This window comes from Brevibacterium sp. FAM 24630 (genome assembly GCF_049804075.1).
In the GTDB taxonomy this organism is placed as follows: domain Bacteria; phylum Actinomycetota; class Actinomycetes; order Actinomycetales; family Brevibacteriaceae; genus Brevibacterium.
Map to the genome: position 1 here is coordinate 1 of NZ_JBNBZD010000014.1, position 13,540 is coordinate 13,540.

The 13,540-nt window shown below is 65.8% G+C and carries 11 protein-coding genes and 1 tRNA gene; 5 read left to right on the top strand and 7 right to left on the bottom strand.

Translation table 11 applies throughout. The features are described from left to right. Window positions 1–193 precede the first annotated feature (193 nt). The gene (locus ACPUD7_RS11495; protein ID WP_425119970.1) at window positions 194–364 is read left to right on the top strand and encodes a hypothetical protein; all 171 of its coding nucleotides are present in this window, start codon (window positions 194–196) and stop codon (window positions 362–364) included. A gap of 80 nt (window positions 365–444) precedes the next feature. Here the strand turns inward: ACPUD7_RS11495 and ACPUD7_RS11500 are convergent. Continuing rightward, window positions 445–518: transfer RNA gene (locus tag ACPUD7_RS11500), tRNA-Leu, on the bottom strand. Window positions 519–609: 91 nt separating this feature from the next. Here ACPUD7_RS11500 and ACPUD7_RS11505 point away from each other — a divergent pair. Together ACPUD7_RS11505 and ppk2 are read left to right on the top strand one after the other, a co-directional pair. Beyond that, window positions 610–1,920: an MFS transporter gene (locus ACPUD7_RS11505; RefSeq protein WP_425119971.1), complete on the top strand. Its 1,311-nt coding sequence runs from the start codon at window positions 610–612 to the stop codon at window positions 1,918–1,920. A 67-nt stretch (window positions 1,921–1,987) separates the two neighbouring features. Next, window positions 1,988–2,890: a polyphosphate kinase 2 gene (ppk2, locus tag ACPUD7_RS11510; RefSeq protein WP_135537929.1), complete on the top strand. Its 903-nt coding sequence runs from the start codon at window positions 1,988–1,990 to the stop codon at window positions 2,888–2,890. Window positions 2,891–3,086: 196 nt separating this feature from the next. On the opposite strand, the gene ACPUD7_RS11515 is transcribed toward ppk2, so the two are convergent. From ACPUD7_RS11515 to ACPUD7_RS11535, 5 genes are all read right to left on the bottom strand, one after another. Next, window positions 3,087–4,235, bottom strand: coding sequence for a TIGR01906 family membrane protein (locus ACPUD7_RS11515; protein WP_425119972.1), 1,149 nt, complete (start codon window positions 4,233–4,235; stop codon window positions 3,087–3,089). Window positions 4,236–4,331: 96 nt separating this feature from the next. Then, window positions 4,332–5,258 (bottom strand): AEC family transporter, encoded by a 927-nt coding sequence (locus tag ACPUD7_RS11520; RefSeq protein ID WP_135537933.1) that lies wholly within the window; start codon window positions 5,256–5,258, stop codon window positions 4,332–4,334. A 107-nt stretch (window positions 5,259–5,365) separates the two neighbouring features. Then, complete coding sequence (locus tag ACPUD7_RS11525) at window positions 5,366–5,683, bottom strand: hypothetical protein (protein WP_135537935.1); 318 nt, start codon at window positions 5,681–5,683, stop codon at window positions 5,366–5,368. 180 nt (window positions 5,684–5,863) lie between these two features. Continuing rightward, window positions 5,864–6,211, bottom strand: a complete 348-nt coding sequence (locus ACPUD7_RS11530) for a YidH family protein (RefSeq protein ID WP_135537937.1) — start codon at window positions 6,209–6,211, stop codon at window positions 5,864–5,866. After that, window positions 6,211–6,603: a YidH family protein gene (locus ACPUD7_RS11535; RefSeq protein WP_425119973.1), complete on the bottom strand. Its 393-nt coding sequence runs from the start codon at window positions 6,601–6,603 to the stop codon at window positions 6,211–6,213. Before ACPUD7_RS11535 ends, ACPUD7_RS11530 begins: the two co-directional genes overlap by 1 nt. 207 nt (window positions 6,604–6,810) lie before the next feature. Here ACPUD7_RS11535 and hrpA point away from each other — a divergent pair, with 207 nt between their 5' ends. After that, window positions 6,811–10,995, top strand: coding sequence for an ATP-dependent RNA helicase HrpA (hrpA, locus tag ACPUD7_RS11540; RefSeq protein ID WP_425119974.1), 4,185 nt, complete (start codon window positions 6,811–6,813; stop codon window positions 10,993–10,995). 331 nt (window positions 10,996–11,326) lie between these two features. On the opposite strand, the gene ACPUD7_RS11545 is transcribed toward hrpA, so the two are convergent. Beyond that, window positions 11,327–11,698 (bottom strand): hypothetical protein, encoded by a 372-nt coding sequence (locus ACPUD7_RS11545; protein WP_135537943.1) that lies wholly within the window; start codon window positions 11,696–11,698, stop codon window positions 11,327–11,329. Window positions 11,699–11,823: 125 nt separating this feature from the next. Here ACPUD7_RS11545 and ACPUD7_RS11550 point away from each other — a divergent pair, with 125 nt between their 5' ends. Continuing rightward, the gene (locus tag ACPUD7_RS11550) at window positions 11,824–13,416 is read left to right on the top strand and encodes a peptide chain release factor 3 (RefSeq protein ID WP_135537945.1); all 1,593 of its coding nucleotides are present in this window, start codon (window positions 11,824–11,826) and stop codon (window positions 13,414–13,416) included. Window positions 13,417–13,540 lie beyond the last annotated feature (124 nt).

The following is a 13,540-nucleotide window of genomic DNA, read 5'->3' on the forward strand; positions in this document are numbered from 1 at the left end:
GAGGCTCTGGGAGGCTCAATGTGGAAGAGACCGGTGAGAGACCGGGACACTACCTCCTGCCCACTCATCGTGCCCAAGCTCAAATTCGAGTGGGCCACCGGACATCAAGCAGATCGGTGGATCAAGGCTTAGAGCCGCGCTCAAGGATATAGAAAGTGACGGTACGATCTCGCCGCATGTGTTCCGTAAGTCTGTGGCCACGCTCATCGATGCCGAGGCGACCCTCGAGGCGGCTGCTGCTGTGCTTGGTCACTCTGGTACAGCGGTCACCGCGAAGCATTATGTGAAGAAGGCGACGGCGGCTCCCGACGTGTCCGAGATCCTCGATCGATTCGGCGAAAACCGAAACGAAAAAGATGGGTAAGCGTGGGGTTTGCGACTCCTTATCGGAATCAGCTCATCCGCTTGGAAAGCATCATTGCAGGTCAGATGCATTTTGTAGGGTCCCCCCACTGGGATTCGAACCCAGACTGAATCGATTTTAAGTCGACTGCCTCTGCCGATTGGGCTATAGGGGGGAATGCTCAGAACACACTTTATCGGCAAACCGATGCCACCGCGATCTGAGACATTCCGCGCACGGCCCGAGGCCGCGGCTAGCCTGAACCAATGACGATGAACGGACCGAGCCGGCAGGCCTGGGTGATCCTCATCATCGGTGTCCTCACGCAGATGGCGGCGACGATCGCGATTGCGGGGCCGGCATTCCTCATCCCGTATATGCACTCCGACCTCGGGTTCACACTCACCCAAGCCGGGACGGTGGCCGCCGCCCCGAGTTTCGGTCTCATCCTCACCCTCATCGCGTGGGGTGCCTTCGCCGATCGCTACGGGGAGCGGTTGGCCATGACCCTGGGCATCGGACTGACCGCAGTGTTCTCGGCCGCCGCGGTCCTCGTCGTCGACTCACCGATCTGGATGGTCCTCGTCATCGCCGCCTCCGGCGCTGCTGCCGCGTCGGTGAATTCGGCCAGCGGCCGTGTCGTCATGGGCTGGTTCCCCCGCCACCGCCGCGGGCTGGCCATGGGGATCCGGCAGATGTCCCAGCCCTTGGGCACGAGCGTCGCGGCCGTGACCATCCCACCGATCGCCGCGGCCGGCGGCTTCCCCGCCTACCTCTGGTACGTCGCGGCCGTCACCGGTGCGCTCGCGCTCATCTGCTTCGCCCTCGTGCGGAACCCGCCCCAGCAGGAACCCACCCGCACCGAGGTGGCCGTCCTCGACCGCGCCACTGAACCAGGCAGCCCCGCCCCAGCCGGACCGGTCGTGTCTCGGAGTGACCCCGACCGGCCGGGGGCCGCCTCGGCGGGGGAGGGCAGCGGGGACTCCGCCTCGATGCTCAATCCCTACCGCAGCGATTCTTTCCTGTGGCGTATCCATGCGGTTTCGGCCCTCCTCGTCGTCCCGCAGTTCGCGTTCTCCACCTACGGTCTCGTGTGGCTCATCGCCGTCCACGACATCGGTGCGGGAACCGCGGGCGCGGTGGTCGCGACCGCGCAGATCGTCGGAGCCCTGGGGCGCATGCTCGTCGGCGGACTCTCGGACCGCGTCGGCTCGCGTGTCGGGCTCATGCGCATCGTCGCGATCGCCGCTGTCGTCTGTGTCGCGGCGATCGCCGTCCTCTCGCTCAAGGAGCTGCCCGTCGCCGCGGCCATCGTGTTCATCCTCGCCTCGGCGGTGTCGGTGGCCGATAACGGGCTCGCCTTCGCCTCGGTCGCCGAGGCGGCCGGCCCCCGCTGGTCGGGCAAGGCGATGGGTGCACAGAACACGGGACAGTTCGTCATGTCGGCGCTGCTGGGCCCCGGTTTCGGCGCACTCGTCACCGTCTTCGGCTACCCGCTGTCCTTCGGGCTCATCGCGCTCGCACCCCTGCTGGGCATCGGTATCATCCCCAGACGGGACATCGATCGCATAACCTGATATTCACCTCGCCGCGTTAGCGTGCACGAGGCACGACACCGTGGCGCCATCGGAAGGGAAGGACCTCGTGAACAACCTGTTCCAAGAGAATCTGCGGGAGTACATCGACAAACTCCGCCTCGAAGGCTACGCCGTTGAGGACAGTCAGACCACGGATCCTCACCTCATCGACCCGATGGGCCGCGCCGTCGAAACCTGGCGTGAAGGGTACCCGTACGGGGAGCAGATGGATCGGGAGACGTACGAACTCGAGAAATACCGACTGCAGGTCGAGCTGCTGAAATTCCAGTACTGGGGCCAGGACACCGGCGCCAAACACGTCATCGTCTTCGAAGGCCGGGACGCCGCTGGCAAGGGCGGGACGATCAAACGCTTCACCGAACACCTCAACCCGCGTGCCGCCCGCGTCGTAGCGCTGAACAAGCCCTCGGACCGGGAGGCCGGACAGTGGTACTTCCAGCGCTACATCTCCCACCTGCCCACGAACGGGGAGATCGTCATGTTCGACCGCTCCTGGTACAACCGGGCCAACGTCGAACGCGTCATGGGCTTCTGCACCGATGACGAATACGAGACGTTCATGGACCAGGCCCCTGTGTTCGAGAAGATGCTCATCGACTCCGGCGTCCACGTCACGAAATTCTGGTTCTCCGTGACCCAGCGGGAGCAGCGGACCCGGTTCGCGATCCGACAGATCGACCCGGTCAGGCGGTGGAAGCTCTCACCCATGGACCTCGAATCCCTCGACCGGTGGGACGACTACACAGAAGCGAAGGAGGAGACATTCCGCCGCACGGACACCGATCATGCCCCGTGGATCACGATCAAGAGCAACGACAAGAAGCGCGCTCGACTCAATGCGATGCGCTACTTCCTCAACCAGTTCGACTACGAAGACAAGGACACCTCGGTCGTCTTCGAGGCCGACCCGCTGCTCGTCCGCCGCGGACGTGACGCCGTCGACGACTAGTCCCCGACGTCGATGACTGGTCCCGGACAGAGACTCGGCCGGGTGGAAGGGGAAAGACCACCCGGCCGGAACCGTGGAGCGGGACTCTCACCCGCACTGTCGCTTGTCGACGCTCATCTGCAGCCGACCATCTGAGTCTGAGGCCCGTCCGTCGCCGGTCACCTGCCGTAGCCGTGTCCGGCTCACCAGCAGAGACTCACGCGTCTGCGGCCTCCTTGCGTGCCCTGCGCAGAGCACGGCGCTTCTTGTGCCCGGTGAAGCTGGTGAAGAAGAGGATGATCGCCAGGAGGACGAACAGTCCGCCGCCGACGATTCCCGCATCGACCCAGAACTGCGGCGGGAACAGCCTGATCAGCGAGTCATCGGCGTAGAATTCCCACGTACCGTCGGCGAAGAAGACCTTATGGAATCCGCGGAAGAAACTGTCCCAGCCGAGTACGGCGACGACAGCGACGGCGGCCATGGCGATGATGCTGAAGATCGATCCCAGGCGCACTCCGGCGTGAATGCCCATCCCGTTGCGACGGCACATGTAGATGCCGAAGAGGACGGACCCGATGATCCCGACCAACGCCACGAGGTAGAGCAGAGAGATGAGGCCCTTGACGTCGGCCATATGGCTGAGCTCATCGGAGATGAAGACCGGCTCACCATTGGGCATGACGACATCGGCGAGGTAGCGCCGAGAGTCGAAGTTGTGCAGGTAGTCGACGACATACGTCCCGTAGTGCTCACGGTCGGCGGAACCGAAGCCGAACTGATCGGCCGGGAACCCGGGGCGGAAGTATTCGATCTTGAGGAAGATGCCCGAGGCGACGAAGCGGACCGCCAACGCCAAGAGGACGAAGGGGGTGGCGAGCATGATCCAGATCGTGCCGATGACGTCGAGGACCGAGCGGCGGCGTTCGGGCACTTCGGGATCCCGCGCATCGGTCGACGTCGCCGCCTTCGACACGGCGGCCCAATCCGCTTCGCTCATCACCGCGGTGCGTGCGTTCTCCGGAACCTCACGTGTGGCGCCGGTGTCGGTTGATGTCGCCGAGGCGGTGCTCGACGATGCGGTGCGATCAGTCGCCCGCGTGTTCGTCGTCGGCTGAGAGTGCGGATTCGCGGAATGGGCGGGAGCCACCCTCACCGGGCCCGTCGAGGGCTTGGCGTCCGCGGAATGCTTGGGGGCATCCTCGGCGATGGGATCCGTGATCGGATCGAACGCCTCGGTGTCGGTCGAGGGATCATTGGCCGCCTCCAGAGGGGCCTGCGACTGCTTCTCGGCAGCACTGGCAGACCCTGAACTCATCCGCCTGCTCAGGAGGTCTTCGGTCTCGTTCTTCTCGTCTCTGGACACACCCCCATTGTCAGCGACCCGAGGGGCTGAGCGGGGCAGGACACGCCACGGCGGCCGATTTCACCGCAGCCGGGCGTATTCCCGGGCGGACGAACCTCAACCCAGCAGGGCGGCGATGATGACGAGGGCGGGCACCGCTAGGACGGTGGTGATGAACACTGCGTCGCGCATGAGCGCCTCGGACTGCCGGTACTGCATCGAGTAGATGTAGACGTTCTGCGCGGTCGGCAGGGCCGAAGTCACGACGATCGCGAACAGGTCGACTCCCTCGTAGCCGAGCAGAGGACCGCCGATGACCCAAGCGATGAGCGGTTGACCGACGAATTTGGCGACGGTGATGTATGTCAGTTGCGAGCGCGTGCCCTTGACGGGCAGGGCCCACCCGTCCTTGAGGGAGATGCCGAAGGCCAGCAGCGCTCCGGGTACGGCAGTGGCGCCGATCATGTCGATGGGTTCGAAGATGAACCGCGGCAGTTCGAAGCCCGTCGCCGAGGCGGCCACACCGGCTGCGGCGCCGAGGACGATCGGGTTTCTCAGCACTTGGAGGACCGTGGTGTACCAGTGGGAGTCGACCTGCTTCTTCCCCGCCCCGTCGAGGACAGCCATGCCGATCGGTGCGAGCACGAGCAGTTGGAAGAGCAGGACGGGAGCGACGTAGCCGATGTCGTGGAGGACGTAGGCGGCGATCGGGATGCCGAGGTTGCCGATGTTGACGTAGCTGGTCGCCCAGGCGGAGAACATCGCCTCACCGGTGCTGCGTCGGCGAATCCAGCGGGTGAGGACGAAGAGGAGGAGACCGACGATGATGGCCGAACCGCCGGTGGCGAACAGAGCCGTGTTGAAGATCAGCCCGAGGTCGGTGTCGGCGACGGTGACATAGAGCAGCGTCGGGGTGCCCGCGTAGAAGACGAGCTTCGCGATGACCTGCTGGCCGTGGGGTCCGAGGACGCCGGACCGTCCGAGGACGAATCCGGTGAGAATGACTCCGGCGATGACGGCGAAACCTTCGAACACAGCCAGCATGGGCTACTCGGGGTCCTCGCTTCCTGCGACCCGGTGGTCGGTCGTTGAGTCGGTCGGTCAGTCGGTGTGCCGGTCGATCGAGCTGTGCTCGGCGGCCGGCGTGTCGGTCAGTCCGCCTCGGCGATATCGGACACGAGGTAGGACGCGGCCGCACTGACGGCTCCGACGGCGAGCACTGACGGCCAGGCGCCGATCTTCTTCGCCAAGGGATGCGAGGCACCGAAGCCGCCGAGGTAGGTCAGGGCGAGCCCGGTCGCTGCCGGCCACCCCTTCTTCACGTACCAGGAGCGGGCGGCATAGGCACCGGCCGCAGCGAGGACGACGCCGCCGAGCGGACGGATCCCGGTCTCGCGGGCGGTGAGGAAGCCGCCGATGAGACCGACGGCGACGAGTGGGGCGGTGGAGACTTCGCGTGCATCCTTCATGTGCTCAAGTCTATGCAGGTGGATCCGCGACCCGAACTGCGGTCTCACAACGAGGAACACCGGATCGATCGGAGACGGTCACGCTGCGTCGCTCTGATGCGGATGCAGTCGGGCGAGCCTCGCGAGGATACGGGCCCAGTCGAGCGAGTCTGCTGGTCGGCCCCAGGGCGGGCCCGCGGCTCAGCTCAGGGAGATCTTGATGACCGAGGCGATGCTCAGCGCCGCGATGAGGCACACCGCGGTGGTGAGGAATGCCACGGCCCACGGGGTGGGACGACCGCGCTCGGATCGGATCGAGACGGAACCCAGACGGTAGCGCCTGACCTGCATGGCGATCGCTACGATCGCCAGGCCCATGCAGATGACGAAGATCGCCACCGACCAGCCTTGGAAGACATTGACGAACCGCATGAAGACGAGGCTCACGACCGTCATCGTCAGGCTTGTGCGCAGCCACGACTGCGTGGTGCGCTCCGGTTGCAGCGCCGGGTCGGAGTGCGGCTGCGGACGGGGCGGTCGGGAGGCCATCACAGCAGACCGGCGACGACCAGGACGAGCAGACCGGCACCCAGCGCCGTGGCGAGGCTGACGATGGGGATGATGAGAGGCAGCGGCAGAGAGGTCTTGCGCCGCATCGCCGATTCGATGCGGTGCCACCGGAAAGCGGCGCCGGCGGCGAGGACGAAGCCGATGACCATGAGCACGATCGACAAGGTGGCGCGCAGCGTGGTCGAGAAGATCTCCGAGGTGAAGGCCTCGACCGCGATTCCGCCGCCGATGAAGGCCAGAGCGGTGCGGATCCAGGACAGGAAGGTCCGTTCGTTGGCCAGGGTGAAACGGGGGTCCGGGTCGACTCCGTCCGGGAAGACCCGGCGGGCGATGCGGCTGCGGGAGTCCTCGACAGAATTATGGTCACTCACACTTCGAGGATAGCGGTAGACCGTGTGCGGTGGGTATGGACGGCTGTCGACATGAGCGACGATGCTGCGATGAAGCCCGTGCTGCGGAGCATCGCCGACCGGTTCCGAGCCGGGGCAGGGGCAGACCAACCGCACGGGCAGAGCAGCTGACGACCGTGCCCGGCTCCGCACCGCCTCGGCGGGGATGACGCTAAGCTGGGAGACGCAATGGCAGAAGAGAACCCGACCCCGTCGACCACGCCAACGGACACGAACCCTCAGCAGCCGCCTCGGCGCCGGAACACCGGACGTGGGCGCTCGCAGCAGCGACGCAAGTCCACGGCCGCACACCACCAGCAGCGCCGGGCTCGGCTCAGGGACGCCCGCACGGCACACCCGGTCACCGTCACCTACCCCGAAGACCTGCCCGTCACCGCCGCGAGACACGAAATCGCCGAGGCGGTCCGGGACAACCAGGTCGTCATCATCGCCGGCGAGACAGGTTCGGGCAAGACCACGCAGCTGCCGAAGATCTGCCTCGACCTCGGACTCGGCGTCGACGGACTCATCGGACACACCCAGCCGCGGCGGATCGCTGCCCGGACCGTGGCGGAACGCATCGCCGACGAGCTCGACGAAGAACTCGGCAACACCATCGGCTACCAGGTGCGCTTCACCGCGCAGGTCGCCGACTCCACCCGGGTGAAGGTGATGACCGACGGCATTCTGCTCTCCGAACTCTCCCGCGACAGGCTGCTGCGCGACTACGAAGTCATCATCATCGACGAGGCGCACGAACGCAGCCTCAACATCGACTTCCTCCTCGGCTACCTCAAGGAGGTCCTCCACCGGCGCCCCGACCTCAAGGTCATCATCACCTCGGCGACGATCGACCCGGAATCGTTCTCCGCCCATTTCGATGACGCTCCGATCATCTCTGTCGAGGGTCGGACCTACCCCGTGGAAGTCCGCTACCGTCCGCTCGGGGATGACCCGGCCGCTGGCGATGATGACCTGGAGGGGCCCGGCGATTCCGGCAACTACGCGACGGGAGTCGAGGAGCAGACCGAAGGCATCATCTCCGCCGTCGACGAGCTCGCCGCCGAAGCCCCCGGCGACATCCTCGTCTTCCTCTCCGGCGAGCGCGAGATCCGCGATACCGCCGAGGCGCTCGAAGACCACCTGCGCAGTCGTCCGAAAATGAGCAGCTGGGAGGTCGTGCCGCTGTTCGCCCGTCTCTCTGCCGGGGAACAGCAGAAGGTCTTCCAACCGCATTCGCGTCCTCGCATCGTGCTGGCCACCAACGTTGCTGAGACCTCGCTGACGGTGCCCGGCATCAAATTCGTCATCGATGTCGGCACCGCCCGCATCTCCCGGTACTCCAACCGCACCCGGGTGCAGCGGCTGCCGATCGAGCGGATCTCCCAAGCCAGTGCCAACCAGCGCAAGGGCCGGTCGGGGCGGACGAGCGAAGGCATCTGCATCCGGCTGTACTCGGAAGAGGACTTCGAATCCCGACCTGAGTTCACTGATCCGGAGATCCTGCGCACGAACCTCGCCAGCGTCATCCTGCAGATGGCGTCGCTCGGTTTCGCCTCCAGCGACCAGGAGATCCTCGACTTCCCGTTCCTCACCCCTCCGGAGGCCCGAGCCGTCCGTGACGGCCGAACGATGCTCACCGAGCTCGGGGCCCTGACCAGCGACAGCACGGGCAGAATCCACGTCACCGAGATCGGTCGGAAACTCACCGTGCTCCCGATCGACCCCCGACTGGCCCGGATGGTCATCGCCGGTGCGCAAGCCGGATGTGGGGGAGAGGTCACCGTCATCGTCGCCGCTCTGTCCATCCAGGACCCGCGAGAACGTCCCGCGGAGGTGCGTGCCGCCGCCGATGAGAAACACGCCCGGTTCACCCATCGCGGCAGCGACTTCCTGTCCTACCTCAACCTGTGGAACTACCTGCAGAGCCTGCAGGCCGACATGGGGTCGTCGAAGTTCCGCCGCCGGTGCAAGACCGAGTTCCTCAACTTCGTGCGCATCCGCGAATGGCAGGACCTCGTGGGACAGCTGCGTTCGCTGCTCGGCTCGGCGGGGATCCGCATCGAGAAGTCCGTCTGGCAGCCGACGGACGATGAGTCGCAGGCTGACCCGGCCGGCCGCCCGTCCGGCCGGGGCTCTGCGGGCTCTGGGTCGGGCAAGATCGGATTCGCCGAGCTCAGTGCGGCCAAACGCAGTGCCAAGAAGCAGGGGCTCACCGGCTCTGCCGGGGCGACCGGCAAACAGGTGGCCGCCGTGAAGCTCGACCCGCATGCCGCTGCGATCCACCGGTCCCTGCTCACCGGGCTGCTGACGATGATCGGCTCCCGTTCCGAACGTCACAAGGACTATCAGGGTGCTCGCGGCACCCGCTTCGCGATCTTCCCGGGGTCGGGACTGTTCAAGGTCAACCCGGACTTCGTCATGGCCGCCGAACTCGTCGAGACCTCCCGCCTGTGGGCCCGCACGGTCGCGGCGATCGACCCGGACTGGGTTGTTGAGGCCGCCGGTGATCTGGTGACCCGACAGCATTCGGATCCGCACTGGTCGACGAAGGCCGGTGCCTCGATGGTCTATGAGAAGATCTCGCTCTACGGAGTCACACTCGTCAATGACCGCCGCGTCGGATACGGGCAGTTCGACCGGGAAGCCGCCCGCGATATGTTCATCCGCAAGGGACTCATCGAAGGCGACTGGCACGAACGCTTCGGGTTCCTCGACCACAATGCCGCAGTCATCGACGACGCCGAAGAACTGGCTTCGCGCACACGCAACCGCCGCGTGCTCGACCAGGACGATGCCCTCTTCGAATTCTTCGATGAACGGATTCCGGAGGGGATCACCTCGGCGGCGGACTTCCGATCGTGGTGGAAGAAGCAGAAGCGACGGGACTCCCACCTGCTCGACCTCACCACCTCGGTGCTGCTCAGCGATGACAGCGAAGAGCTCACCGCCTCGGTGGCCTCGGATTTCCCGATGGAATGGGAACTGGCCGACGGCACCCGGGCCAAGCTGCGCTATTCCTTCGACCCCGGAAGCACCGACGACGGGGTGACCGTCGAAATCCCCGCCGAGGCGGTTCCCGCCGTCGACGTCGAAGACTTCAGCTGGCAGGTGCCGGGGCTGCGCGAAGAACTCGTCGCCGCCTATATCCGGTCGCTGCCGAAGAACAAACGCCGCTACTTCGTTCCCGCGCCCGACGTGGCCCGCGAGATTCTGCCGGCGCTGACCCCATACCAAGGGAGTCTGCCGGAAGTGCTCGCCGCGCATCTGAGCGAGCGTGCCGGCGGGGGAGGCCTGCACGATCTGGTGCCGATCACGGTCACTGCCGCCGACTTCGACCGCTCGCGGATCCCCGCTCATCTGCGGCTGACGTTCCGTGTCGTCGACGGGACGAAGACCGTCGGGCTCGGCGAAGATCTCGCCGCACTGAGCACTCGAGCCAAACCGCAGGTGCGCAAGGCGCGGCAGAAGCAGACCTCGTTCACACCGAAGACCGGGCAGACGGAGTGGTCGTTCGGCGAACTCGGTGACCCGGACCAGGCAGCGGCCGGTGCCGTCCCCGGACTGGCCGATCGGTCGAAATCCGTCGACCTCGTGGCCTTCGACACCGCACTCGAAGCCCGGATCGCCACCCGAGAAGCGCTCATCACACTGCTGTCACTGCACACCGGTGACACGCTCAAATACCTCCAGGACGGGCTGACGACCGAGGAGAAGCTCATCCTCGCCGGTCACCAGAAGTCCGCAGACGAACTGCTCACCAGCCTCGTCCGCGTCGGAATCCGCGGACTCGTGGCTGACAGGCTGGGTCCGGCGGAGTCCTCGTGGGTGTCCACGGCGGAGCAATTCGCGCGACTGCGCACGGACGTTCACGCCCAGCTGCCGCTGAGCTGCGTCGAGCTGCTGTCGTCGCTGCTGAAGGCGCTCAACGCGGCAACCGAGCTCGACAAGCTCGTGTCGAAGGCCTCCTCGTTGACGATCCTGTCCAACCTCGCCGATGTGAAGGCATGGAGAGGATCGCGGACGAGCGCGGCGGCAGTGGCGGCGATGACTCCGCAGATGCTGCGCGAGCTGCCCCGCTGGGTGCAGGCCGAAGTGGTGCGCATCGGCGGAATGCAGGATTCACCGATCCGTGACAAGCAGCTCATGGACCGCGTGACCGGCTGCGGCGATGATGTGGTCAAGAAGATCGGCAACCGCTTCCCGCCGCTGGCGAAGGCCGAGTGGTCGCAGCTCGTCGTGTCTCTCCCCGCTGCGTGGGTCGAGGTCGTCACGATGCTCGAAGAGCTGCGAGTCTCACTGTTCGCGAATTCGCTGGGCACCGCACACCCGGTGTCGGAGAAGCGCATCGCGAAGGCTCTCGCCCAGCTCTGAGCCCGGCCAGCTCCGACGCCGCCAGCTCTGAGGTCGCCCATCTCCGAGGTTGTCCATCTCTGACACCGGCCGTCTCTGAGGCAGTTGCGGCTGCTGCATGTGGCCATCCGTCACCGTTCGCGGCAAAACACCTCGGTGCACCGGGTGGTTTCGGCGCCAGCGGTGACTGATGGACTGCGGATCTGTAGGAGGTGCCGCGAGTCGTTGGACCGGCCGTCAGCTGGAGGAGGTGCCGCTGGGAGTGCGGAGTGCCCGCAGCGGTGAGGAACGGCGGTCAGGCGGCGGGCCGGCGGACAAGCCGCGGGACGGCGGTCAGGCGGCGGGCCGGCGGTCAGGCCGCCGGATGGATCAGCCAGTCGACAGCAGCCCACATCGGAACGACAGCAGCGGCGAGGAACGCGGCGACCGCCCACCAGGTGCGCCATTTCCAGGTGCGGCGACGGGTGCCGATGAAGAGGAACCCGATCCAGAAGACCACGCAGAACGCTCCGGAGAGACTGAGCAGCACGAGGCCGGCGGCCTCCCACCCGGAGGTGCCGATATCGAAGATGTACTTCGTCACCTGGGCGATCTGAAGCGAGAACATGATGGCGAACGCAAGCAGCGGTGCACCGAGCACGCCCGCGACGATCAGCGGTAGGGCCTTGAGCCAGCGTTCCTTCGGTTCCGAACGGCCGGCATATTCAACGAATTCCTCAGACATCGCCACCAGCATATGGGCAGAATCCGACAAGACGCTGGACGCTCCGCCCTTCCGCGAACCTCAGCCCCGGCCACTGTGACTGAACGGACACGCCGGACGGAGAAGAAGAACGATAGGATATTTTGGTGACTTCTGGCCAGTATTCCGACAAGGACATCCGACACGAGGCGGCCCGCCGCCGCACGTTCGCTGTCATCTCCCACCCCGACGCGGGCAAATCGACGACCACCGAGGCGCTCGCCCTGCACGCACGCGCCATCGGGCAGGCGGGAGCCACCCACGGCAAGGCCGGCCGCCGCGCCACCGTCTCCGACTGGATGCAGATGGAGCAGGACCGCGGCATCTCGATCTCCTCGGCAGCGCTGCAGTTCGAGTACCGCGACGCCGTGTTCAACCTCGTCGACACCCCCGGTCACGCCGACTTCTCCGAAGACACCTATCGGGTGCTCTCGGCCGTCGACTGCGCCGTCATGCTCATCGACGCGGCGAAGGGCCTCGAGACGCAGACGATGAAGCTCTTCGAGGTCTGCGCTCACCGCAACATTCCGATCATCACCGTCGTCAACAAGTGGGACCGGCCGGGCCTCGACGCGCTCGAGCTCATGGACGAAGTCCAGCAGCGCACCGGTCTCCTGCCCACCCCGATCACCTGGCCCGTCGGTCAGTCGGGAGACTTCCGCGGTGTCCTCGACCGGACCACCGGCGAATACACGAAGTACACCCGAACCGACGGCGGTGCGACCATCGCCGGTGAGGAGAGCTTCCCCGCCGACGCCGCCGCGGAGCTCGAGGGCGATGCCTGGGCCACAGCCGTCGACGAATCGGATCTGCTGGAGATGGAGGACCAGAACCACGACCAGGAGACCTTCCTCGCCGGCAAGACGACCCCGGTGATGTTCGCTTCCGCAGTCCTCAACTTCGGCATCCACAAACTCCTCGACATGCTCGTCGACTTCGCCCCCGCCGCCGAGGCGCGCCTGGACAGAGATGACGAGCCCCGTCCCGTGGACGCCCCGTTCTCCGGGTTCGTCTTCAAGGTCCAAGCCGGAATGGACTCGAACCACCGCGACCGGCTCGCCTATATCCGCGTCTGCTCCGGAGTGTTCGAACGCGGAAGCGTCCTCACCCATGCGAGCACCGGCAAACCCTTCGCCACGAAGTATGCGCAGCAGGTCTTCGGCCGCGACCGTGACGTCGTCGATGAGGCCTTCCCCGGTGACGTCGTCGGCCTCGTCAACGCCTCCGCCCTGCGTGTGGGAGACTCCCTCTACCTCGACAAGAAGGTCGAGTTCCCAGGGATCCCGACGTTCTCTCCCGAGCACTTCATGGTCATCCGGGCCAAGGATTCCTCGAAGTACAAACAGTTCCGCCGCGGCATCGAACAGCTCGACCACGAAGGCGTCATCCAGGTGCTGCGTTCGGAGCTGCGCGGAGATCAGGCGCCGGTGCTCGGTGCGGTCGGCCCCATGCAGTTCGAAGTCGCCGAAGACCGGATGACGAATGAGTTCAACGCCCCGTGCACCCTCGAACGGCTCAATTTCTCGCTGGCCCGTCGCACCACACCAGAATGCGTGCCGACACTGGCCCGGGAACGCTCGGTCGAGGTGCTGCACCGTTCGGACGGAGAGCTGCTCGCACTGTTCTCCGACCGGTGGCGGCTGCAGGGTGTGCAGAAGAATCACCCGGACCTGATCCTCGAACCGCTGGTCGTCAGCTGAGACGACGGCTGCCGCGATCAGGTGCCGATGCTCGGCATTTTGACGGGGTCACTATTATGGATGGGCGGGCCCGCAATCATGAGGACCTGCTTGGGGAAACCGTCTGTGGGACCAGTCCTGCCGC